This window comes from Rhodococcus jostii RHA1 (assembly GCF_000014565.1).
Taxonomy (GTDB): domain Bacteria; phylum Actinomycetota; class Actinomycetes; order Mycobacteriales; family Mycobacteriaceae; genus Rhodococcus_F; species Rhodococcus_F jostii_A.
Map to the genome: position 1 here is coordinate 4894747 of NC_008268.1, position 21749 is coordinate 4916495.

At 68.4% G+C, this 21749-nt stretch carries 20 protein-coding genes; 10 read left to right on the top strand and 10 right to left on the bottom strand.

All coding sequences use genetic code 11. The annotated features are described in order from the left end of the window. Nucleotides 1-27: 27 nt before the first annotated feature. Both RHA1_RS22660 and hutC read left to right on the top strand, forming a co-directional pair. Nucleotides 28-4722 (top strand): NAD-glutamate dehydrogenase, encoded by a 4695-nt coding sequence (locus tag RHA1_RS22660; protein WP_041811874.1) that lies wholly within the window; start codon nt 28-30, stop codon nt 4720-4722. A 99-nt stretch (nt 4723-4821) separates the two neighbouring features. Next, the gene (hutC, locus tag RHA1_RS22665; RefSeq protein ID WP_011596999.1) at nt 4822-5589 is read left to right on the top strand and encodes a histidine utilization transcriptional repressor HutC; all 768 of its coding nucleotides are present in this window, start codon (nt 4822-4824) and stop codon (nt 5587-5589) included. 24 nt (nt 5590-5613) lie between these two features. On the opposite strand, the gene RHA1_RS22670 is transcribed toward hutC, so the two are convergent. Next, nucleotides 5614-6207, bottom strand: coding sequence for a PadR family transcriptional regulator (locus RHA1_RS22670; RefSeq protein ID WP_011597000.1), 594 nt, complete (start codon nt 6205-6207; stop codon nt 5614-5616). A 137-nt stretch (nt 6208-6344) separates the two neighbouring features. Between RHA1_RS22670 and RHA1_RS22675 the strand changes: the two genes are divergently transcribed. Both RHA1_RS22675 and RHA1_RS22680 read left to right on the top strand, forming a co-directional pair. Continuing rightward, on the top strand, nt 6345-7571 hold the full coding sequence (locus RHA1_RS22675) for a glycosyltransferase family 87 protein (RefSeq protein WP_011597001.1): 1227 nt from the start codon (nt 6345-6347) through the stop codon (nt 7569-7571). 116 nt (nt 7572-7687) lie between these two features. Beyond that, entirely contained in the window at nt 7688-7969 is a 282-nt protein-coding gene (locus RHA1_RS22680) for a DUF2277 domain-containing protein (RefSeq protein WP_011597002.1), read from the top strand. Between the two features lie 106 nt (nt 7970-8075). On the opposite strand, the gene ipdC is transcribed toward RHA1_RS22680, so the two are convergent. Genes ipdC through echA20 form a run of 4 tightly spaced genes read right to left on the bottom strand, consistent with a single transcriptional unit; the run spans nt 8076 to nt 11564 of the window. Then, nucleotides 8076-9137, bottom strand: a complete 1062-nt coding sequence (ipdC, locus tag RHA1_RS22685) for a (3aS,4S,5R,7aS)-5-hydroxy-7a-methyl-1-oxo-octahydro-1H-indene-4-carboxyl-CoA dehydrogenase (RefSeq protein ID WP_011597003.1) — start codon at nt 9135-9137, stop codon at nt 8076-8078. Next, on the bottom strand, nt 9134-9895 hold the full coding sequence (gene ipdB / locus RHA1_RS22690) for a cholesterol ring-cleaving hydrolase subunit IpdB (RefSeq protein WP_011597004.1): 762 nt from the start codon (nt 9893-9895) through the stop codon (nt 9134-9136). The genes ipdC and ipdB overlap by 4 nt, the downstream gene beginning before the upstream one ends. Then, nucleotides 9892-10782: a cholesterol ring-cleaving hydrolase subunit IpdA gene (ipdA, locus tag RHA1_RS22695; protein WP_011597005.1), complete on the bottom strand. Its 891-nt coding sequence runs from the start codon at nt 10780-10782 to the stop codon at nt 9892-9894. Before ipdA ends, ipdB begins: the two co-directional genes overlap by 4 nt. A gap of 5 nt (nt 10783-10787) precedes the next feature. Continuing rightward, entirely contained in the window at nt 10788-11564 is a 777-nt protein-coding gene (gene echA20, locus RHA1_RS22700; protein ID WP_007300903.1) for a (7aS)-7a-methyl-1,5-dioxo-2,3,5,6,7,7a-hexahydro-1H-indene-carboxyl-CoA hydrolase, read from the bottom strand. Between the two features lie 114 nt (nt 11565-11678). On the opposite strand from echA20, the gene RHA1_RS22705 reads away from it, so the two are divergent. From RHA1_RS22705 to RHA1_RS22730, 6 genes are all read left to right on the top strand, one after another. Next, complete coding sequence (locus RHA1_RS22705) at nt 11679-12461, top strand: SDR family oxidoreductase (protein ID WP_011597006.1); 783 nt, start codon at nt 11679-11681, stop codon at nt 12459-12461. Further along, nucleotides 12458-13372 (top strand): SDR family oxidoreductase, encoded by a 915-nt coding sequence (locus tag RHA1_RS22710; RefSeq protein WP_011597007.1) that lies wholly within the window; start codon nt 12458-12460, stop codon nt 13370-13372. The genes RHA1_RS22705 and RHA1_RS22710 overlap by 4 nt, the downstream gene beginning before the upstream one ends. 145 nt (nt 13373-13517) lie before the next feature. Further along, nucleotides 13518-14381 carry an LLM class F420-dependent oxidoreductase gene (locus RHA1_RS22715; RefSeq protein WP_009477723.1) on the top strand — a complete coding sequence of 288 codons (864 nt, stop codon included), beginning with the start codon at nt 13518-13520 and terminating at the stop codon, nt 14379-14381. Nucleotides 14382-14470: 89 nt separating this feature from the next. Continuing rightward, nucleotides 14471-15718 (top strand): glycosyltransferase family 4 protein, encoded by a 1248-nt coding sequence (locus RHA1_RS22720; RefSeq protein ID WP_011597009.1) that lies wholly within the window; start codon nt 14471-14473, stop codon nt 15716-15718. Continuing rightward, nucleotides 15712-16452 carry a class I SAM-dependent methyltransferase gene (locus RHA1_RS22725; RefSeq protein WP_011597010.1) on the top strand — a complete coding sequence of 247 codons (741 nt, stop codon included), beginning with the start codon at nt 15712-15714 and terminating at the stop codon, nt 16450-16452. The genes RHA1_RS22720 and RHA1_RS22725 overlap by 7 nt, the downstream gene beginning before the upstream one ends. After that, on the top strand, nt 16449-17537 hold the full coding sequence (locus RHA1_RS22730) for a prenyltransferase/squalene oxidase repeat-containing protein (protein WP_011597011.1): 1089 nt from the start codon (nt 16449-16451) through the stop codon (nt 17535-17537). The genes RHA1_RS22725 and RHA1_RS22730 overlap by 4 nt, the downstream gene beginning before the upstream one ends. Here RHA1_RS22730 and RHA1_RS22735 read toward each other — a convergent pair. Genes RHA1_RS22735 through RHA1_RS22755 form a run of 5 tightly spaced genes read right to left on the bottom strand, consistent with a single transcriptional unit; the run spans nt 17513 to nt 21671 of the window. Beyond that, nucleotides 17513-18175: a class I SAM-dependent methyltransferase gene (locus RHA1_RS22735; RefSeq protein ID WP_009477727.1), complete on the bottom strand. Its 663-nt coding sequence runs from the start codon at nt 18173-18175 to the stop codon at nt 17513-17515. The two genes, RHA1_RS22730 and RHA1_RS22735, sit on opposite strands and share 25 nt — an antisense overlap. Beyond that, nucleotides 18172-18564, bottom strand: a complete 393-nt coding sequence (locus RHA1_RS22740; RefSeq protein WP_005244588.1) for a carboxymuconolactone decarboxylase family protein — start codon at nt 18562-18564, stop codon at nt 18172-18174. Before RHA1_RS22740 ends, RHA1_RS22735 begins: the two co-directional genes overlap by 4 nt. After that, nucleotides 18561-19436 (bottom strand): NAD(P)-dependent oxidoreductase, encoded by an 876-nt coding sequence (locus tag RHA1_RS22745; RefSeq protein WP_011597012.1) that lies wholly within the window; start codon nt 19434-19436, stop codon nt 18561-18563. Before RHA1_RS22745 ends, RHA1_RS22740 begins: the two co-directional genes overlap by 4 nt. Continuing rightward, the gene (locus tag RHA1_RS22750) at nt 19433-20185 is read right to left on the bottom strand and encodes an SDR family oxidoreductase (protein ID WP_009477729.1); all 753 of its coding nucleotides are present in this window, start codon (nt 20183-20185) and stop codon (nt 19433-19435) included. The genes RHA1_RS22745 and RHA1_RS22750 overlap by 4 nt, the downstream gene beginning before the upstream one ends. A gap of 16 nt (nt 20186-20201) precedes the next feature. Beyond that, nucleotides 20202-21671, bottom strand: a complete 1470-nt coding sequence (locus RHA1_RS22755; RefSeq protein ID WP_011597013.1) for an aldehyde dehydrogenase — start codon at nt 21669-21671, stop codon at nt 20202-20204. Nucleotides 21672-21749 lie beyond the last annotated feature (78 nt).

A 21749-nucleotide genomic window follows, 5' to 3' on the forward strand; every position in this document is an offset into this window, starting at 1 on the left:
TCGATGCTTCCGACGGAAGGTACTGACATGAGAGTAATTTCGACGTCCTCACATTCGCGCGAGCGCGATGAACAGCAGTTTTCCGCTCCGGAAGCGCCCGAGCGTTTCCGCGACCTCTACCTCCGCACCGCCGGCCATCCCTCCGCCGACGGCGCAGATCCGCAGGCGCGTGATCGCATCGCGAACACACACCTCGAGACCGGGTGGAACCGGAACCCCGGGACCGCGGTGGTGCGCGGAATCGACGCCGCAGACCCCAGCGGGATCGGGCCCGCGGTGCAGATCGTCACCGACGACATGGCCCTGCTCGTCGAATCGGTACTGCTGACCGCGGCCAGGGTCGGCGCCCCGATCGAGGAGGCGCTGCATCCGGTCCTCGTCGCCCGCCGCTCGGAGTCGGGCACCCTCACCGACCTTCTCCCGATCTCCGACTCCGGGACGGCGGAGTCGTGGATTCACGCGGGTCTGCGCTCCGACACGCCGGACTCGGTCGTCACCGCACTGGTCGAGGCGTTGAACAACGTCCTCGCCGACGTACGCCGGGTGGACCGCGATCTGGCGCGCATGCGCGAACTGCAGATCCAGGTCTCCGACCGACTCGACTCGCAGACCGGGCAGGATTCGCTGTCCGAAGAACTCCGCGAGGCCGCCGACTTCCTGCGCTGGTGCGAGGCGGGCAACTTCACCGTCCTCGGGTACGCGCGGTACGGCGCCGACGGCGCACCCGAGGAGAGTCTCGGCGTGCTCCACGACCGGGAGGGCGATCGGGCGCCGGCCCCGGAACCCGGCCCCGTCCTCGCGATCGGGCAGGCGGCGCTTCCGGTGTCCGTGCACCGGTCGTCGTACCCGTCGGTGGTCGGAGTTCGGGCCGGAGGAGTGGAGCACCGCTTCGTCGGCGCGTTCACCCCCGCGGGAAGGCACGAGAACGTCCTGGACATCCCGGGCGCGGGACGCAGGGTGCGGGCCCTGCTCGACCGGGCCGGTTTCGACATCGACTCGTTCTCCGGGCAGGCCGTGCTGCAGGTCGTGCAGGCGCTGCCGCTGACCGAGTTGTTCGCGGCGAGCCCGGACTCGCTGCACTCGGCCCTCACCGAGGTCGCCGGCATCACCGCGCGCGAGCACATTCACCTCTTCCTGCGCACGGACGTCCCGGGCGAGAGCATGTCGGCGCTGGTGTTCATTCCCCGCGATCGGTACAACACCCGGACGCGCCTGGCGGCCCAGCGCGTCCTGCTGGACGAACTGGACGGCACCGCAGTCGAATACACCACGAACGTGTCGGAGTACCCGCTCGCGATGGTGCACTTCACGATGCGGGTCCCGGTGGACACCGAGGTGACGGACACCCGGCGACTGGAGATTCAGCGTCGAATCTCCCGGGCCTGCCGGACCTGGGACGACCGGTTCCGCGACGAACTCGACACCGCCGAACGTGATCTCCTCGCACACTATTCGGAGCATTTCCCGGAGGTGTACAAGCACGATTTCGACGCCCGGCGAGCCCATGCCGATCTGATGGTGTTCGAGAGACTGACGGACGGCGCGATCGACACGCGGCTCGACGCGAACGCGGCGGAGTGGCGCTTCACCTTCTTCGTCGGCGGTGCACCCGCCTCGCTCAGCGATGTACTCCCGATCCTGCAGAGCATGGGTGTCGCGGTCCTCGACGAGCGCCCGTACACGGTCGCGAACAGTCGCGGAACGGTGTGCTGGATGTACGAGTTCGGGATCCGCTACGCGTCGCCGGGGCCGGTGGACGACGCGCTGCCGCGTCGTTTCACGGAGACGTTCGCCGCGGCCTGGGCGTCCCGCGCCGAGACGGACAGCTTCAACGAACTCGTGCTCCGCGCGGGCCTGGACTGGCGTGAGGTGGAGGTGCTGCGGGCATACGCGCGTTACCTGCGGCAGGGTGGATTCCCGTACAGCCAGAACCACATCGCCACGGTCCTCGGTGATCATCCGGAGATCTCCCAGGCACTGATCCGGCTGTTCGCCGCGAGGTTCGATCCGGACGGCACGGATCCGGACGGCGCTGAGGAGTGCGGCGAACTGATCGCGTCGCTGGAAACGGCGATCGGCGACGTCCTCGGCCTGGACGCCGACCGCATCCTGCGCGCCTACCTGAACGTGGTGCTGGCGACGCTGCGCACCAACCGCTACGCCCGCCCGGGCCGGGAACGACAGGTCCTGTCGTTCAAGTTCGATCCGCAGCGGATCCCGGAACTGCCACAACCGCGGCCCCGCTTCGAGATCTACGTCTACTCGCCGTGGGTCGAGGGCGTGCACATGCGGTTCGGCGCGGTGGCGCGGGGAGGGCTGCGGTGGTCCGACCGCAAGGAGGACTTCCGCACCGAGGTGCTCGGCCTGGTGAAGGCGCAGGCGGTCAAGAACTCGGTGATCGTGCCTGTCGGCGCGAAGGGCGGGTTCGTCGTCGCGCGCCCGCCCGCTCCCACCGGCGACCCGCTGCGCGATCGGGACGCCCAGCGCGCTGAGGGTGTTCGCTGCTACCGCAGCTTCATCAGCGGACTGCTGGACGTCACCGACAACGTGGACCTCGCGACCGGTGCCGTGATCCCGGCGCCGCGGGTGGTGCGGCACGACGGCGACGACACGTACCTCGTCGTCGCCGCGGACAAGGGCACCGCGACGTTCTCCGACATCGCCAACGACGTTGCGGCACGGTACGGGTTCTGGCTGGGTGACGCGTTCGCGTCGGGCGGATCCGTCGGGTACGACCACAAGGCGCTCGGCATCACCGCCCGCGGCGCGTGGGAGAGCGTGAAGCGGCACTTCCGGGAAATGGGGATCGACACCCAGTCGCAGGAGTTCACGGCCGTCGGGATCGGCGACATGAGCGGCGACGTGTTCGGCAACGGAATGCTTGCGAGCCCGCACATCCGGCTCGTCGCCGCGTTCGACCACCGGCACGTGTTCCTCGACCCGAACCCCGACGCGGCCACATCCTTCGCGGAGCGGGAACGGCTCTTCGCGCTGCCGAGGTCGTCGTGGGCGGACTATGCGCCCGGTCTGATCAGCGCCGGCGGCGGTGTGTGGGAACGATCGAGGAAGAGTGTTCCGATCAGCGAGGAGGCGCGGCGCGCTCTCGGACTGAACCCCGGGACCACCGAACTGTCCCCACCCGACCTCGTCCGCGCGATCTTGCGGGCACCGGTGGATCTGCTGTGGAACGGCGGCATCGGGACATACGTGAAGGCGGGCACCGAAACCCACCTCGACGTGGGGGACAAGAGCAACGACGGCGTCCGCGTCGACGGCGCCGACGTGCGGGCCCGGGTGGTCGGTGAGGGCGGCAACCTCGGCTTCACCCAGTTGGGACGCATCGAATTCTCCCGCTCCGGAGGGCGAATCAACACGGACGCTCTCGACAACTCGGCGGGCGTGGACTGCTCCGACCACGAGGTCAACATCAAGGTCCTGCTCGACGCCCTGGTCAGCGGCGGCCGTCTCCCCGCCGACGACCGCGCCGGTCTGCTCGCCGAGATGTCCGGGGAGGTGTCGCGACTCGTACTCTCCGACAACGTCGCCCAGAACGACGTGCTGGGCACGAGCCGGGCCGACGCCGCCGCGTCCCTCACGGTGCACGGACGGCTCATCGGCCATCTGGAAGGGCGCTACGGTCTGGACCGCGCCATCGAGGTGCTGCCGTCCAGAAAGGAGATCGCCGCCCGGGAGCGCGCGGAGACGGGTCTCACCTCGCCCGAACTCGCGACCCTCATGGCGCACGTCAAGCTGGCGCTGAAGTCGGACCTGCTGGCCGGCGACCTCCCCGACAGTCCGGCATTCTCGGACGCCCTCGCCGGGTATTTCCCGCGCAGGCTCCGGGAGTCCTTCGGCGACGCCATCGGCGACCATCCGCTGCGCAGGGAGATCGTCGCGACGGTCCTCACCAACGACGTCGTCGACAACGGCGGCATCACCTACGCCTTCCGGTTGGGCGAGGAGGCCGGGGCGAGCAGCGCCGACGCCGTGCGGGCCTTCGCGGTGGTGTCGGCCGTGTTCGACCTGCCGTCGCTCCGGCGCGACATCCGCGACGCCGACCTCGACGCCGCGCTCTCGGACGACCTCACGCTGTTCACCCGGCGGCTGCTCGACCGGGCGTCGCGCTGGATGCTGACCCGCAGGCCCCAGCCGCTCGCGGTCGGGGCGGAGATCGCCCGATTCCGTGACCGCGTCGCGGACCTGACACCGCACGTCGCGGGCTGGCTCTGCGGTGAGGACGCGGAGAATCTCCGGAGTCGAACGGCCGCGCTGGTGGCCCGCGGTGTCCCCGCGGACCTGGCCGGACGTGTGCAACTGCTCCTGGACCGGTTCGCGCTGCTGGACATCGTCGAGATCGCCGACATCACCCAACGCGATCCCCGCGAAGTGGCCGAGGTGTACTACCGGCTCGGGGAGTGCCTCGGGTTGGTGCACCTCCTGGTGGGGGTCTCGCAGCTGGGACGGGGAACCCGGTGGAACGCGCTGGCCCGGTTGTCGTTGCGCGACGAGTTGTACGACACTGTCCGGGCCCTGTGCCTCGACGTGATCTCGGGCAGCGAAGTGGTCGACACCGCGGAACAGAAGATCGGGGAGTGGGAGGACCGCAATGCCGCCCGGCTGGCGCGCGCCCGGCACACGCTCGACGCCGTCACGGAATCGGGGGAGCACGACCTCGCCGCCCTCTCCGTCGCGACCAGGCAACTGCGCAGCATGGTGAGGTGACACGAGGCGCACCGCGCGATGAGGGCTTACCCGTGCAGTCGGCCGATAGACTGCAACGGCCGACTGCACGGGAAGTTCATCGGTGTTGCAGAGGGATGGGTGTCAGTGGTGGAGATCGCAGTAATCGACGCGGAGCTTGCTGCGTTGTACAACGGACCGGGGACGGAGTCGGCCCCGGCGTACGAACGCGTCAAGCAGCTGATCGTGTCGCAGATCAACGCCGGCCGCTGGCAGGAGGGCGATCAGCTGCCCTCGGAGAATCAGCTCGTGGGCGCTCTCGGCCTCTCCCGCATGACCATCAACCGCGCGCTGCGCGAACTCAGCGCCGAGGGTCTCGTGGTGCGCCTGATGGGTGTGGGGACGTTCGTCGCGGCCACGAAGACAGCGTCGTCCCTGTTCGAGGTCAAGAACATCGCGGACGAGATCCAGCAACGCGGACACCGCCATCGAACCGAAGTGGTGTACGTGCGTGAGGAAGACGCCGATCCGGCGAACGCCTTCATCCGGGATTCGATCCGCGGCAAGGTGTTCCACTCGCTGATGATCCACTACGAGGACGACACACCGATCCAGCTCGAAGACCGGTTCGTCAATCCCGCCGAGGCGCCCGGGTACCTCGATCAGGACTTCACCCAGCAGACGCCCAATCACTATCTGAGCGTGGAAGCTCCCCTGACGAGGGGCGAGCACGTCGTCGAAGCGATCCTCGCGTCACCCGAGGAATGCCGGCTCCTCCACATCGAGCGCGCCGAACCGTGCCTGATGATCCGGCGCCGCACGTGGTCCTCGCGGGGGCTCGTCAGCGCCGCGCGTCTCGTCCATCCCGGTTCGCGGAACCGGCTCGAAGGGACGTTCGGAACAGCCTGACCGGGGTAGCTGCGGACAGGAGACTCACGGCTGCACATCCTTCGTCTGCGGGGCGGGCCACGTGAGGTGGCCCGCGTGTATGTCGGAGATCGTCGACGCGATCCAGGCGAGTTCGCCCCGCGCCGCGTGGAGTGCGTAATCCGCTTCGACGACGAACAGCGCGGGCACTCCGTCGTCGAGCGCTCGGGTGAGCCGTTCCTGGTCGGATTCGATTCTCGCGGTGAGTCGTTCGGCGCGCTCGGTCAGCGCGTCGACGGCGCCCTCGCGTCCCAGCGCGCCGAGGTAGCTGATCGCCGCGAAGAACGGTGAGAACTCTCGTGCGGCACTGCGGATCTGGAGGTCGAGTCGCCTCACGAGTTCCGCGTGCCCGGCCTCGGTGAGGGCGTAGACGGTGCGGGCGGGCCGACCTTCCCGTTGCGCACGTTCGTGTTCCTCGATCCAGCCCGCCGCGGCGAGGGCCGCGACCACATTGTTCAGCGAACCGCGATTGAGCGGCCACTGGCCCTCCTCGCTGCGCTCGCGCAACGTGACCTCCAACTGGTACGGGTGCATCGGCGATTCGAGGAGCAGGCCGAGCACCGGCAGGACGAGAGGATTGTCGAGGGCGCGCGCAGGCATGGTTGAAAAATATCAGTCTAAATAGACTATGACGAAGCGCGCGGTTCGGGCACCGCGACCTCGCCTTTGTCACGATTGGGTCACGGCCCGCTACGGTGGATCGTTGACCACGACGCCGATCATGAAAGAACAAATTCTTGTTACAGAGTGAATCGAAGTTCAGGGCTTGTCGTCTCCACGCCGTCGCGCTCCTCGTGGGCGTCCTCTCCTTGGGGGCGGTGGCCTACCGAGAGTTCGATGCGGCGACGGGCTACCTGATGGACCTCTCCGTGTTCCGCGACGCCGGCTACGCCTTCGTCAGCGGGCTGCCGCTCTACTCCGCGGACTTCCCGAGCAGTTCCGGGTTCAGGTTCATCTACGCACCCTTCGCGGCCATCCTCTTCGCGCCGATGGCGGAGATCGACCCCGCGGTCCTGCAGGCGTTGTGGTGCGCCCTCAACCTCGTGCTCGTGTGGTGGATGGTCAAGGCGGCGCTGTCGAAGCTCGACGTCGCACGCCCCGAACTTCTCGCTCTGCTGTCGATGGGCCCGGTGCTTCTCCTCGAGCCGATGCGCTCGAACTTCGACTTCGGTCAGATCAACATCATCCTGATGGCACTGGTGGTCGCCGACTGCACCGGTGCGATCCCGAAGCGGTTCCGCGGAGTCGCGATCGGCCTCGCCGCGGCCGTCAAGATCACCCCGGCAGCCTTTCTCCTGGTCCTGCTCGTCCGCCGCGACTTCCGCTCGATCGGACGATCCCTCGCCACCATCCTGGTGACCGTCGGCCTCGGGTTCTGGCTCCTGCCGCAGTCGTCGGTGTGGTTCTGGACCACCGAGTTCTTCGCCACCGGCCGTGCGGGCGCGCCCGACTTCTTCCGCAACCAGGCCGTCACCGGCGTCATCGCGCGACTCGGGGCGGAGGGCCGGCTGGCCAGCGTGCTGTGGGTGCTCAGCGCAGCCGTCATCGTGTCCGCCGCGGCGTGGTCGGCGTACCGCTTCACCCGGTCCGGTGAGCACCTGATCGCGCTGTCGATCGTGGCCCTGGCATCCCTGCTCGCCGCGCCGTTCGCCGTCACCCACCACTGGGCGTACAGCATCCTGCTGATCCCGATCCTGATCGCACCGCAGTACCGCAGCTGGCGACCCCTGATCGGCGCCGCCACCCTCATCTTCCTGATCGGCCCGAACTTCGTGCTGCAGTCCTCGTCGTCCGGCTGGGTGGAAGCGGCCGTGCGTGAGGTGATCGGAAGCTCGCAGTGCCTCATCGCGCTGGTCCTGCTCGGCGCGGCCGTCGTGGCCGCGCGGTCCCGCACCCCACTCCCGGACGTCGAGACGGACGCCGTGCCCGCGGACGAAGACGCGCTGGAGCCCGCCCGCAGCTGAGGCCGCGCTACCCCCGGCGGGCGAATGTACCTTCCGGCGCCTCAGGTGCGCCGAAAGGTACATTCGCCCAGTGCCGAGGAGCCGCGCAGAGGGCCGGGCGGCGCTATCGTCGAGTCATGTGCCGAAACATCACCGAGCTGCGCGGACTCGAACCGGCGGCCACCGCGGAGGAGATCGAGGCGGCGGCGCGTCAGTACGTCCGGAAGGTCAGCGGAATCCAGAAGCTGTCGGACGCCAACCGAGAGCCCTTCGAGGAGGCGGTAGCCGTCGTCACCGAGGCCACCACGAAGCTGCTCGCGGCACTGCCGCCGCGGAAGCAGCCGCCGCAGACGATGCCCCCGCTGCGACGGCCGGAGGTCCGGGCGCGCATCGCGGCGGAGGCCGCGTCATCCAGCTGAGCGCGGCGAAGGCCGCGTCATCCAGCTGAGCGCGGCGGAGGCCGCCACCGCCTAGCCGGACGAACGGGACGCTCGTTGCGTCCGATCGAACGAGCGTCCCGTTGGTTCAGGCGCGGAGGGCGCCGAGTGCGTCGATGCGTTTGATGGCGTCGGCGACGATGCCGTCGATGAGGTCTTTGCATGTGGGCAGGTCGTCGAGCAGCCCGACGACCTGTCCGGAGGCGAGGACGCCGGCGTGGGTGTTGCCTTCGACGAGCCCGGCCTTGAGCAGCATCGGGGTGTTGGCGGCCATGATGATCTGCTGCCAGGTGCGGTCGCTGGACTTCTTCATGGCGAGGCCGTCCTTGACGAGCGTCGACCATTTCATGCCGGTCATGGCCTTGAACTTCGATGCGTTGCGGGCGGCGGCGACCAGGCCGCGCATGTTGCCGGAGTGTTCGAGGCTGTTGACGAGGTCGGTGTTGAGGACCCGGTGGGGCATGCCGTCGACCTTGCGGGAGACGGTGGTGTCTTGCAGTCCCCGGGCGAGGTATTCGTGTTTGACGGAGTCGGGGACCGTCGATTCCTGGGTGAGCAGGAAGCGGGTGCCCATCGCGACGCCTGCGGCGCCGTAGGCGAGGGCGGCGGCGAGTCCGCGTCCGTCGTAGAAGCCGCCCGCTGCGACGACGGGGATGTCGACGGCGTCGAGCACCGAGGGCAGCAGCAGTGTGGTGGCCACGGGGCCGGTGTGCCCGCCGCCCTCGCCGCCCTGCACGATCACCGCGTCGGCGCCCCACGACGCCACCTTCTTGGCGTGTTTGGCGGCGCCGATCGACGGGATGACCACCACGCCGGCGGCTTTCAGCTTCGCGATCAGTTCCTGCTTCGGTGCCAGCGCGAACGACGCGACGCGCACGCTCTCCCGGATGAGCAGGTCGATGCGGTGCGGGGCGTCGGACGCGTCGGCGCGGATGTTGACGCCGAACGGTTTGTCGGTGAGGGTCTTCGTCTTCGTGATCGCCGATTCGAGTTCGGTGTATGTCATCGTCGCCGATGCCAGGATGCCGAGACCGCCGGCGTTGGCGGTGCCCGCGACGAGCCGCGGTCCGGCCACCCAGCCCATCCCGGTCTGGACCACCGGGTGCTGCACGCCGACCAGCTCGGTCAGCGCGGTGCGGAGCGTGCTCATACCGAGACCTCCCGGTCGCGCAGGCTGCGGGGGTCGAGGACCTCGCGGATCAGCCGCAGTTCTTCGTCGGTGGGTTCGCGGGTCACGCCGGCGTCGGCGAGCCCTGCGACCTCGAACGAGGTGTTGTCGGCTACCTGGTCGGCGGTGACGCCGGGGTGCAGCGACAGCGCCCGGAACGTGTGGTCGGGTCCGCCGAAGTCGAACACCCCGAGGTTGCTCACTACCCGGTGCAGGTGGTGGAAGCGGTAGGCGGGGTTCTCCGGGTCGATCTGGTCGTAGCCGACGCCCGAGACGATGTCGACCGTGTCGCAGAACACCCGCGAGGTGTGCTTGCCCACCCAGTAGCTGGTGGGGTGGTTGATCGTGTTGCCGGGTGCGCCGCGGACGCCGAACATCTGACGCGTCGGCTGCTGCAGCGGACCGAACGCCGACAGGTTCTGGTTGCCGTGCCGGTCGATCTGGTTGGCGCCCATCACCACGTGCCGCCGGCCGGAGGCGACGACGTCGAATACCTTCCGGAACGGCATCCAGCCCTCGATCGGGGCCTTCGCGCCGACGGCGGGGGTGTCCGCGAAGATCAGGGCCTCACCGTCGGTGATCAGCAGGTCGGGTTCGGTGGTCAGTCGCGCGAGCCGGGCGCCGATCAGGGGCAGGGTGGCCATCGGGCTGGCCATGATCTCGCCTGCCCCGGAGAAGATGTCGGCGCACGCGATCGCGCAGTACTCCGCGCGGGTGACTTCGGTGATCGTCTCGCTCATGCCTGCTCCTCTGCAAATTTCTTCACGGCGGCCTGGTAGTCGTCCTCGCTGCCGGACAGGTAGGTGGCGACGAACTGCTGCCACGCCTGGGGGGTCTTCGCCGATTCGGCGTAGTGGCGCTGGAACTTCTCGTCGCGTCCGTAGCTGTCTCCGGCGAGGGTGAAGTGGGCGCCGTTCGGGGCCTCCACCACGCCGTCGACCATCATGCGGTTGAGGATGAGATTCTGCAGTGGAACGGTTTTCACCAGTTCCTCGGTTTCCACCACGCGTTCGACGGAGACGAACCGCTTCTCGGCGGCCGCGCAGTACAGGTCGTCGAAGTAGGGGTCGACTCCGGTGTAGGCGGCGTTGCCGTGCTTGTCGCCGAGGTTCAGATGGACCAGGGCCGCATCGAGATTCAGCGCCGGCATCGCGATCAGCGTCTCCGACTTGCCGGATGCGTCGGGGTAGGGGGAGGTGACGGTGCGCAGTTCGTCGCCCCAGAATCTCCGGACGTCGGAGCCGAGCCCGGCGCGGATCGGCAGGAACGGCAGCCGGGCGGCGGCGGCCTCGAGGCCGCACTTGACCATGCCCTCGTCCATTTCGCGGACCGCGATCTCACCCGCGGTCCGCGCCTTCGCGAACCACGGGTCGTAGAACGGGGCCGAATCGAGGGACACGAAACCGTAGTAGGCCTTCGTGACCTTGCCCGCCGAGCACAGCAACCCCAGGTCGGGGCCGCCGTAGGTGACGACGGTGAGGTCGGTGACATCCGAACGCAGCAGCGCCCGCACCAGCGCCATCGGCTTGCGGCGCGAACCCCACCCGCCGATGCCGATGGTCATTCCGCTGCGCAGTTCCCCGACCGCGTCGTCGAGCGAGATCCTCTTGTCGCGCTTGCTCACCATCGATGTCAGCCTTTCCTGTTGTTCGAGTGGGAGCGGGGCTTGCCGGTCTCGACGAACTCGTCGCGGTGCTCGTCCGAGACACCGGCCAGGTTGAGTTCGAACGTGTAGCCCTGCTCGAGGCGGTAACTGGTCTTCACGTCGACGGGGTCGATGCCGTTGATGGCTTCCTTGGCGCAGCGGATGACCCGGGTGTCCTTGGCGGCGATCTTGGCGGCGATGTCGCGGGCGGTGTCGTCGAGTTTCTCGCGCGGCACCACCTCGTACACCGATCCGAAGTGCTGGAGTTGCTGGGCGGTGACGTTCTGCGCCGTGTAGTACAGCGTGCGCATCATGTGCTGGGGGACGAGTCGGGCGAGGTGGGTGGCGGCGCCGAGTGCGCCGCGGTCGACCTCGGGCAGTCCGAAGACGGCGTCGTCGGACGCGACGATCACGTCGGCGTTCCCGACCAGGCCGATGCCGCCACCGACGCAGAATCCGTTGACCGCGACCACCACGGGCACGGCGCAGTCGTAGACGGCGGCGAACGCGGCCGCGCAACCCCGGTTGGCGTCGACCAGCGCGCCGTAACCGTCGGTGGCCTGCATTTCCTTGATGTCGACGCCGGCGTTGAACCCGCGTCCCTCCGCTCTCAGGATCACCACGTGGGTGTCCGGATTCCGGCCCGCATCGAGTACGGCGTCGGCCAACTCGAACCAGCCCCGCGACGGGATGGCGTTCACGGGCGGGTAGTCGACGGTGACCGTGGTGATGCCGTCTCCGTCGGTGGTGGAGGTGATGCCCATGGCATGTTCCTAACGTCTTGTACCGAACCAAGCGATTGCTTGGTAAGTTAGCACATATGCGGGCCCGACAGCTCTGAGCTGGGCCTGCCGGAACATGCAACAGCGGAGGTATTCGTGGATTCAGGTCTGAACGGGGCGATCGTGCTCGTGACCGGCGGCGTTCGCGGGGTGGGCGCAGGCATCAGCCGCACCTTCCTGCGGGCGGGCGCAACGGTGGTGGCCTGCGCCCGCCGGCCGGGGGAAGCGCCGGTGGAGGTGGACGGCCGGGCGATCGAATTCCTGCCCTGCGACATCCGTGACCCGGAGCAGGTGCAGGGTCTCGTCGATCGGATCGTGGAACGGCACGGACGGCTGGACGTCCTGGTCAACAACGCCGGTGGCGCACCGTTCGCGCTCGCCGCGGATGCGAGTCCGAAGTTCCACTCCAAGATCGTCGAGCTGAATCTGCTCGCCCCGCTGCTGGTGTCGCAGACCGCGAATGCGGTGATGCAGAAGCAGGATTCGGGCGGTGCGATCGTGAACATCTCCAGCGTCAGCGGCTCGCGACCGTCGCCCGGCACCGCGGCATACGGTGCGGCTAAGGCGGGGGTCGACAGTCTCACCGGCAGTCTCGCGGTCGAGTGGGCACCCAAGGTGCGGGTCAACTCGGTGGTCGTCGGCCTGGTCCGCACCGAACTCGCGCATCTGCACTACGGCGACGAGGCGGGGATCGCGGCGGTCGGGGACACCGTCCCGCTGGGCCGGATGGCCTGTCCCGAGGACATCGGCAACTGCGCGGTGTTCCTGGCTTCACCGCTGGCGGCGTACGTCAGCGGTTCGACACTGACCGTCCACGGCGGCGGAGAACGTCCCGCCTTCCTGGCGGCAGCTACAGCATCGACAGAGGAGAAGGCATGAGTGGAGTGGTCGACGGTCGCGTCGTCATCGTGACGGGCGCCGGACGCGGAATCGGACGCGCCCATGCGCTGGCGTTCGCCGCCGAGGGCGCCAGGGTCGTGGTCAACGACATCGGAGCCGGCATCGACGGTTCCGCCACCGGGGAGAGCCCGGCCGAACAGGTGGTCGCGGAGATCGTCGCCGCGGGCGGCGAGGCCGTCGTGAACGGCGACGACGTCGCGGACTGGGCCGGCGCCGAGAACCTGATCAACACCGCCATTCACACGTACGGACGCCTGGACGTGCTGGTGAACAATGCCGGGTTCCTGCGCGACCGCATGCTCGTCGGGATGAGCGAGCAGGAGTGGGACGCCGTCGTGCGCGTCCATCTGAAGGGACACTTCGCGACGCTGCGTCACGCCGCCGCGTACTGGCGCGCCGAGGCGAAGGCGGGCAACCCGGTCGACGCCCGGATCGTCAACACCAGTTCCGGTGCCGGACTGCAGGGTTCGATCGGCCAGGGCAATTACGCCGCCGCGAAGGCGGGGATCGCGGAGATGACCATTCAGGCGGCCGCGGAACTGAAGAACTACGGCGTCACCGTCAACGCGATCGCCCCGGCCGCACGCACCCGGATGACCGTCGGCGCCGGCGGTGCGATGGCGGAGGCGATGGCCGCGCCCGAGGACGGGTTCGACGCGATGGCGCCGGAGAACATCTCCCCGCTCGTCGTGTGGCTGGGCAGCACCGAGTCGAAGGACGTCACCGGACGCGTGTTCGAGGTGGAGGGAGGCAAGATCACCGTCGCCGAGGGCTGGCGGCACGGCCCCACCCAGGACAAGGGTGCGCGCTGGGAACCGAAGGAGATCGGACCCGTCGTCGCCGACCTGCTCGCGAAGGCCGAAACCCCGGTCCCGGTGTACGGCGCCTGAGCAGGTGAGTGGCGAAGTGTGCTGGGGCACGCATTGCCACTCACCTGCTGCGCGGAGAAACTGGAGAGTTGTTTGGACACATTGATAAACAGGTGTCCAGAAGTTAGTGTGCAAGAAGGAAAAGGCTCACGGCCAAGGAGAATTCGTGAAATTCGGCATTACGTTGTTTACGAGTGACCGCGGGATCGGGCCGGCCTCGGCTGCGAGGGGTGCAGAGGCCAACGGGTTCGACTCGTTCTACGTGCCCGAGCACACGCACATTCCGGTGAAACGCGATGCGGCGCATCCTCAGACGGGCGACGCTTCGCTGCCCGACGACCGCTACATGCGCACCCTCGACCCGTGGGTGGCGCTGGCGTCGGCGTCGGCGGTCACGGAGCGGATCGAACTGGGGACGTCGGTGGCGCTGCCGGTGGAGCACGACCCGATCACGCTGGCCAAGACGATCGCCTCGCTCGACCACCTCAGCGGCGGGCGGGTGACCCTCGGCGTGGGGTATGGGTGGAATCTGGACGAGCTCACCGATCACAACGTTCCGCCCGGACGGCGCCGGACGATGCTGCGCGAGTACCTCGAGGCGATGCGTGCGCTGTGGACGCAGGACGAGGCGTCCTACGACGGCGAGTTCGTGAGCTTCGGTCCGAGCTGGGCGTGGCCCAAGCCGTCCCGGGTGCCTCCGGTGATCGTCGGCGCCGCCGGCAACGACAAGAACTTCCGATGGATCGTGAAATCGGCCGACGGGTGGATGACCACTCCGATCGAGCAGGACATCGACGACCGCGTTGCGACGCTACGACGGATGTGGCGTGAGGCCGGCCGGGCCGGCGAACCGCGGATCGTGGTGCTCGACGGCAAGCCGGACGTGGACAAACTGCGGCGGTGGAAGGACCTCGGCGTCACCGAGGTCGTGTACGGACTGCCCGACCGCAGTGAGGAAGAGGTCTTGGCGTACCTGGGCCGTCTGTCCGGAAAACTCGAGGGATTGCGCGAGTCGACCGCGGTGGGATGAGTGAGTGCGGTTGGATGGGATGAGGGCACACCCGAGTAGGAACGTGTTCTAGTATTGCTTGCCAACTGCTCGAGGAGAGGCCGAAGTCCGTGCGCATCGCACTCTTGTCGTATCGAAGCAAGCCCCACTGTGGTGGGCAGGGTGTGTACGTACGCCATCTCAGCCGTGAGCTGGTCGAACTCGGCCATCAGGTCGAGGTGTTCTCGGGGCAGCCGTACCCGGACGTCGACCCGCGGGTGACGCTGACGAAGGTCCCCAGCCTCGACCTGTATCGCGAGCCGGATCCGTTCAGAACGCCGCACCCACGCGAGTTCCGCGACGCCGTCGACGTGCTCGAGGTCGCGACCATGTGGACGGCCGGGTTCCCGGAGCCGCTCACGTTCAGCCTCCGCGCCGCGCGACTGCTGAAGCAGCGCGCCGACGAGTTCGACGTGGTGCACGACAATCAGTGCCTCGGCTACGGGCTGCTACAACTCCAGAAGGCCGGACTCCCCGTCGTCGCCACCATCCACCACCCGATCACCCGCGACCGGGAACTGGACCTGGCGTCGGCGAAGTGGTGGCGCCAGGTGACGGTCCGGCGCTGGTACGGATTCCTGCGGATGCAGAAGCGGGTGGCGCGTGCCATCCCCGCGCTGCTGACGGTGTCGCAGTCCTCCGCCGACGACATCAGCGCGGCCTTCGACGTTCCCGCCGACAACCTGCGGACCGTCCCGTTGGGCGTCGACACCGAGATCTTCCGGCCCCCGGCCGCCGCACGGGTCCCGGGCCGCGTCGTGTGCGTCGCCAGCGCCGACATGCCCCTCAAGGGGGTGTCGACGCTCCTCGAGGCGGTGGCGAAGGTGCACACCGAGCGCGCCGTCGAACTGGTGCTGGTCACCAAACTCGCGCCCGGCGGAGTGACGGAGAAGCTCATCGAGGAGCTGGCTATCGGCGACGTCGTCCGGACGGTGTCGGGTATCGACGACGCCGAACTGGCGTCGCTGCTGGCGTCGGCCGACGTCGCGTGCGTCCCGTCGCTGTACGAGGGCTTCTCGTTGCCCGCCGTCGAGGCGATGGCGTGCGGCACCCCGCTGGTGGCGAGCCGCGCCGGTGCCATTCCCGAGGTGGTGGGAACGGACGAGGAGGCGTGTGTGCTGGTGACGCCGGGCGACCCCCAGGAACTCGCGGACGTGCTGGGCGCGTTACTCGACGATCCGCAGCGCCGGGCCCGGCTCGGCGACGGTGGCCGTCGGCGCGTGCTCGAGCGCTACAGCTGGGCCGCCGTGGCCGCGAAAACCGCGCAGACCTATGCCGAAGCGATAGCGCAGACCCGTCAAGGAGGCCGACCGTGCTGACCGTGGACTTCGACCGGCTGGGTGTGAAGCCCGGCGACAAGGTGATCGACATCGGGGCGGGCGCCGGGCGGCACTCGTTCGAGCTGTATCGACGCGGCGCCGACGTCATCGCCTTCGACCAGAACGCCGACGAACTTGCGGATGTCGAGAAGATGTTCGTGGCGATGGCCGAGGTCGGTGAGGTCCCGGCGGGAGCCTCGGCTCGGGTGGAGGTCGGCGACGCGCTGAACCTGCCGTACGAGGATGCGACGTTCGACGTGGTTCTCATCTCCGAGGTCCTCGAACACGTGCCGCGCGACGGCCGGGCCATCGCCGAGCTGACCCGCATTCTCAAGCCGGGTGGTGTTGCGGCGGTGACGGTTCCGCGGTGGCTGCCGGAGAAGATCTGCTGGGCGCTGTCCGACGCGTACCACGAGGTGGAGGGTGGCCACGTCCGCATCTACCGCGCCGACGAGCTGGCGGAGAAGCTGACGGCCGCCGGCCTGGAGGTCCGGGGCCGGGATCACGCCCACGCCCTCCATTCGCCGTACTGGTGGCTCAAGTGTGCGGTGGGGGTGGAAAACAACGACAACCCCCTCGCGAAGGCGTACCACCAGGTTCTGGTGTGGGACATGATGAAAGCCCCCTGGCTCACGCGCACCGCAGAGAAGGTCCTCAACCCCGTGGTCGGCAAGAGCGTCGTGTTCTACCTCGAGAAGCCGAGGGAACCGAGCGTGGTGAAGGCGCCGCGGTGAGAGCCGCCGGCGTCCCGTCGGTTCCGAACGTGTTGTCGGAGAGCCAGGTCAGGCAGACGGCACGGTCGATCGCGGCAGCGCAGGAGTCGTCGGGGGCGCTGCCGTGGTTTCCCGGTGGGCACACCGACCCGTGGGATCACGTCGAGTCTGCCATGGCACTCACCGTCGCCGGCCTGATCGACGAGGCGGAGGGCGCGTACGAGTGGTCGCGGCGCGCACAACGACCGGACGGTTCGTGGCCGATGAAGTTCCGTGACGGGGCCGTGGAGAATCACGATTCCGACAGCAACTTCTGCGCCTATCTCGCGGTGGGGGTGTGGCACCACTACCTGATCACCGGTAACCGGGATTTCGTCGACACCCTGTGGCCGTCCGTGCAGGGCGGTCTCGATTTCGTCGTCGACATGCAGTCGTCGAGCGGCGAAATCTGGTGGGCCCGCGGCGAGAACGGTCAGGACTGCCCCGAGGCGCTGCTGACCGGGAACTCCAGCATTCACCACAGCCTGCACTGCGGGCTGCTCCTCGCCCGGCTGGTCGACGACCCGCAGCCGGAATGGGAGTTCGCGAAATACACACTGGGTCACGCGATCAGGCAGCACCCGGACGCGTTCGCGATCAAGGACGAATACTCGATGGACTGGTACTACCCGATCCTCGGGGGCGCCGTCCGTGGTGAGGTCGCGTCGGACCGCATCGCGTCGCGGTGGGACGACTTCGTGGTCGAGGGACTCGGCATCCGCTGCGTTGACCACCGGCCATGGGTGACCGGCGCCGAAACATGCGAACTGGTGCTGGCGCTCGACGCGATGGGGGAACACAGCCGCGCGCTCGCACAGTTCACCGCCATGCAGCATCTGCGGGATCCGGACGGCTCGTACTGGACGGGGCTCGTCTACAGCGACGGCAAGCGGTGGCCGGTCGAGCAGACCACGTGGACGGGCGGGGCGATGATCCTCGCCGCGGACGCGTTGTCCCGCACCACGCCCGGACACGGGATCTTCCGGGACGCGGCGCTGCCCGTGGGACTACCGATCGGCCTCGACCGCTGCGGCGACTACTGTCACGCCAGCGGTTCGCCTGTCTGACCGCCCACCCGCTCGAGGACGCGAAGCGACCCGGTGACGGACGTTTCCTTGAATTGTCCTGTCGCCAGCGCCCGTTCGTAGATCTCGAACGGCGGGCGTCCGCCGTCCGCCGGGTCGGGGAACACGTCGTGGATCACCAGGGCGCCGCCGACGTTCACCCACGGCGCCCACCCCTCGAGATCCGCCGACGCCGCCTCCGACGTGTGGCCGCCGTCGATGAACACGAAGTGCACGGGAGTGCGCCAGAACGTCGCGACCGTCGACGACCGGCCCAGCACACCCACGACGTAGTCCTCGAGCCCCGAGTCGGCCATCGTGTGCCGGAACCGGCCGACCGTGTCGAGCAGACCGGTGTGCGGGTCGACGAACGCCGGTTCGTGATATTCCCAGCCGGGCTGATGCTCCTCGGAACCGTGGTGGTGATCGATCGTGACGATGCGGGCGGCCCGCGCCTTTGCCGCCGCCCCGAGATAGATCGTCGAACGACCGCAGTACGTGCCGATCTCGACGCCTACCCCGCCGGGGGGCAGGTACTGCATCGCGGCCTCGTGCAGGGCCGTCCCCTCGTCCTCCGGCATGAAGCCGGGCGTGGAGTCGGCGAGTCGGAGAAGCTCTGGTGTCAGGTGTTCGGTGCTCATGTGGCCTCTGCATCCGGGGCGGCCGCTCTGGCCGCTTTCTTCCGCTTGTGTAGCACCCCGCCGATCATCGAGTCGAGTTTCGTCCCCAACGGCCAGCCCACGTAGTGGCACAGGAACAGCGCGATCTCCCGGAGTTGGTCCTCGTCCAGTTCCTCGTTGTGCAGGGCCGCCCCCACCTGGATCTCGGCGACGTCGACGAGCCCCTGCGCGGTGAGCGCACCGAGGAGGAGAAGCCGGCGGTCGCGGATGCTCAGCCCGGGCCGCGACCAGATGTCGGCGAACAGGTGGTCGGCGGTGACGGCGAAATGCGCGCCGGGCCCGTCCTGCATCTCGAATCCGTAGACCTTCTCCATCATGGCCAGGCCGCGGGTGCGGGTGTCGTCGGTCATGGTTGCTCCTTCTTGTCCACGGTGCTGTCGACGCCGAGTCCAGGACCCAGGCCCGTGAGCGCGAGCCGGGCGAGCGGCAGCGCGACGTCGAGTCGTTCGCCGAGCCCGATCGCCAGCGACAGGTCCTTCTCCCCGAGGTCCCGGACGTGGGTCATGATCGGGTACCAGTTGTCGGTCTCGTCGAGAGCGTCGGTGGTGTCGCGGAGCATGATCGCGCCGGCGCCACCGGTGATCGCGTCGGTGTGCCGGACAACCTTGCCGAGTTCGGTGATGTCGAGACCGGCGGCCTCGGCGAGCCGCTGCGCCTCGGCGGCAGCCGTGAACGAGATGAAATGCAGCAGGTTGCGGGCCAGCTTCATCCGCGTTCCCGCGCCCACATCTCCGGCGTGCACGACGAGTTCGGCCCAGTGCCCGAACGGCTCCCGCACCTTCTCGAACGCGTCGTCGCTCGCCCCGACCATCACCGCGAGCTTCCCCTCGAGCGCGCCGGGGGCGCCGCCGCTGACGGGCGCGTCGATCAGGTCGACGCCGTGCGCCCGGCAACGGTCGGCGAGTTCGACGGCGGTGACGTCGCTGATGGTGGAGTGCACTGCCACGACGGTGCCCGGCCGCGCGGTGTCGAGGATCTGTGTGACGACCGCGCGCACCTGCTCGTCGTTCAGCACGGTCACCGAGATGACGTCCGCGTTCTCCGCCACCTCCCGCGGGCTCGACGTCACCCTCGCGCCCGCCTTGCCGAACGGTTCCAGCGCCTCCGGCCGGGTGTCGCACACGATGAGTCCGCCGGGGCGGTCCAGCAGCCGCTTGGCCATGGGCGCACCCATGTTGCCGAGGCCGATGTAGCCGACGGATACCTGTTCGGTCGTGGTCATGACCGAAAAATCTGTCCGCCGTCGACGTTGAAGATCTGCCCGGTTATCCAGCCGGCCTCGTCGGAGAGCAGGAACAGGCAGGCGCCGACGAGGTCGTCGGGGGTGCCCATCCGCTTCAGCGGCAACGTCTTGACCATGTCTGCCACCATATTTCCCGGCGTGACGGTGCGGGTGGCTTCGGTGTCGATCGGTCCGGGCGCGATGGCGTTGACCCGGATGTTCATGCCGCCCACCTCGTGGGCGAGCTGCTGGGTGAGGCCGTTGATCCCGACTTTCGCGAGTCCGTAGAAACCGGAGTACAGCCAGGCGGCCGTGGACGACTGGTTGACGATCGATCCGCCACCGCCGCTGTTCATGTGCGGCCACACCGCGCGGGTCACGTTGAGGGCGCCGTCGAAGTTCACGGCCATGAACTTCTTGTAGTAGTCCCACGGCACGGTGATGAGGAGGTCGAGTTTCATGCCGCCGTAGATCGCGGCGTTGTTCACGAGATGGTCGATGCCGCCGAACTTCTCGACCGTGAAATCGGCGAGGTGCTTCGCCGAGTCCTCGTCGGCGACGTCGACGTCCTTGAACACCGCGATCCCGCCGTCCGCGCTGATCTGCTTGGCCACGGTCTCACCGAGCTCCGCATTGAGATCGGCCACCACCACGTTCGCACCCTCGCGGGCGAGGGCGCGCGCGTAGCCCTCGCCGATGCCCTGGGCGGCGCCGGTGACGATGGCGGTCTTCCCGTCGAAACGTCCCATATCGATTGACTCCCTCTTACTGGGCCGGTTCCGCGACCAGCTTGGTTTCCAGGTATTCCTCGAAGCCGGCCACACCCATCTCGCGGCCGATTCCGGACTGCTTGTAACCGCCGAACGGGGCATCGGCGGAATACCAGACGCCGCCGTTGACGCTGAGCGTTCCGGTGCGCACGCCGTCGACCACTCGCTTCACGCGTGCGGGGTCCGCGCCCCACACCGACCCGGACAGCCCGTACGGCGAGTCGTTGGCAATGCTGATCGCGTCCTCGTCGCCGTCGTGGGGAATGATCACCAGCACGGGTCCGAAGATCTCTTCCCGCGCCACCCGCGCGGTGTTGTCGAGGCCGGCGATCAGAGTGGGTTCGACGAAGAATCCGCGGTCCCGATCGGCCGGGCGGCCACCCCCGACCACGATCGTGCCACCCTCTTCACGCGCGAGCCGCAGGTAGTCCTCGACGCGGGCGCGTTGCCGCGCGGAGATGAGGGGACCGCAGATGGTGCCGGGCTTCGCAGGATCATCCGCGTGCAATCCGCGGAGTGTCCGGGCCGTGGCCTCGACCGCCTCGTCGTACTTCTCGCGGGGAACGAGCAGCCGGGTGGTGATGGCACAGCCCTGCCCCGCATGGGTGGACACGGTGAACGCGGCGACCCCGCACGCACCGGCGAGGTCGGCGTCGTCGAGCACGATGAACGCCGATTTGCCGCCGAGTTCGAGGAACACCTTCTTCAGCGAATCGGACGCGGCCGCCATCACGGCTTTGCCCGTCGTGGTCGATCCGGTGAACGACACGAGGTCGACGCGGGGGTCGGTGGAGAGCTGAGCGCCGAGGGAGTGGTCGCTCGACGTGACGATGTTGACGACACCGGCCGGGAGGTCGGTCTCCTCGGCGATCAGATGCCCGACGAGGGCGGCGCACCACGGAGTGTCGGGGGCGGGCTTGAGGACCACCGTGTTGCCGGCCGCCAGCGCGGGGCCGATCTTGGCGAAGTTGATCTGGTGCGGGAAGTTCCACGGTGTGATGGCCCCGACGACGCCGACGGCCTCCTTGAGGACGCGTCGGCGGGTCTTGATGCCCATCGGTGTGGCGATGCCCAGATCCTGTTCCCAGGAATAGCTTTCGGCGAGGTCCGCGAAGTACCCGAGGTCGGCGACCGGGCCTTCGAGTTGCGGTCCGTTGGTGAGGAAGGCGGGGGCGCCGACCTCGGCGATGGTGATGTCGCGCAGTTCCTCGATGTGGGACTGCAATACGTCGCGCAGCTGCCGCAGGCAGCGGGCGCGGAAGGCGTGGTCGCGGGACCACGTGGTGTCGTCGAAGGCCCGCCGGGCCGCTGCGATCGCGGCGTCCATGTCGGACGTGTTGGCGTCGGCGGCCCTCCCCAGTACCTCCTCGGTGGCCGGGTTGATCACCTCGAACGTGCCGCCGGAACCGGGAATCAGTTTGCCGTCGATCAGGAGAGCGGAGCTGTCGGTGGGGCGCAGAGTCATGGATTTTCGCTTCCGAATCGGGTGGGTGTCACAGCGATCTCTGAAAACTGGACATGTGTCTGGACTATAGTTTGAACA

Coding starts and splice junctions, on each gene's coding strand:
- ipdA (WP_011597005.1), bottom strand. CDS start 10,782: ATGGTGAGCAAGCGCGACAAGAGGATCTCGCTCGACGACGCGGTCGGG.
- RHA1_RS22750 (WP_009477729.1), bottom strand. CDS start 20,185: ATGGGACGTTTCGACGGGAAGACCGCCATCGTCACCGGCGCCGCCCAG.
- echA20 (WP_007300903.1), bottom strand. CDS start 11,564: ATGGGCATCACCTCCACCACCGACGGAGACGGCATCACCACGGTCACC.
- ipdB (WP_011597004.1), bottom strand. CDS start 9,895: ATGAGCGAGACGATCACCGAAGTCACCCGCGCGGAGTACTGCGCGATC.
- RHA1_RS22670 (WP_011597000.1), bottom strand. CDS start 6,207: ATGCCTGCGCGCGCCCTCGACAATCCTCTCGTCCTGCCGGTGCTCGGC.
- RHA1_RS22755 (WP_011597013.1), bottom strand. CDS start 21,671: ATGACTCTGCGCCCCACCGACAGCTCCGCTCTCCTGATCGACGGCAAA.
- RHA1_RS22680 (WP_011597002.1), top strand. CDS start 7,688: ATGTGCCGAAACATCACCGAGCTGCGCGGACTCGAACCGGCGGCCACC.
- RHA1_RS22710 (WP_011597007.1), top strand. CDS start 12,458: ATGAGTGGAGTGGTCGACGGTCGCGTCGTCATCGTGACGGGCGCCGGA.
- RHA1_RS22740 (WP_005244588.1), bottom strand. CDS start 18,564: ATGACCGACGACACCCGCACCCGCGGCCTGGCCATGATGGAGAAGGTC.
- RHA1_RS22735 (WP_009477727.1), bottom strand. CDS start 18,175: ATGAGCACCGAACACCTGACACCAGAGCTTCTCCGACTCGCCGACTCC.
- RHA1_RS22745 (WP_011597012.1), bottom strand. CDS start 19,436: ATGACCACGACCGAACAGGTATCCGTCGGCTACATCGGCCTCGGCAAC.
- ipdC (WP_011597003.1), bottom strand. CDS start 9,137: ATGAGCACGCTCCGCACCGCGCTGACCGAGCTGGTCGGCGTGCAGCAC.
- RHA1_RS22660 (WP_041811874.1), top strand. CDS start 28: ATGAGAGTAATTTCGACGTCCTCACATTCGCGCGAGCGCGATGAACAG.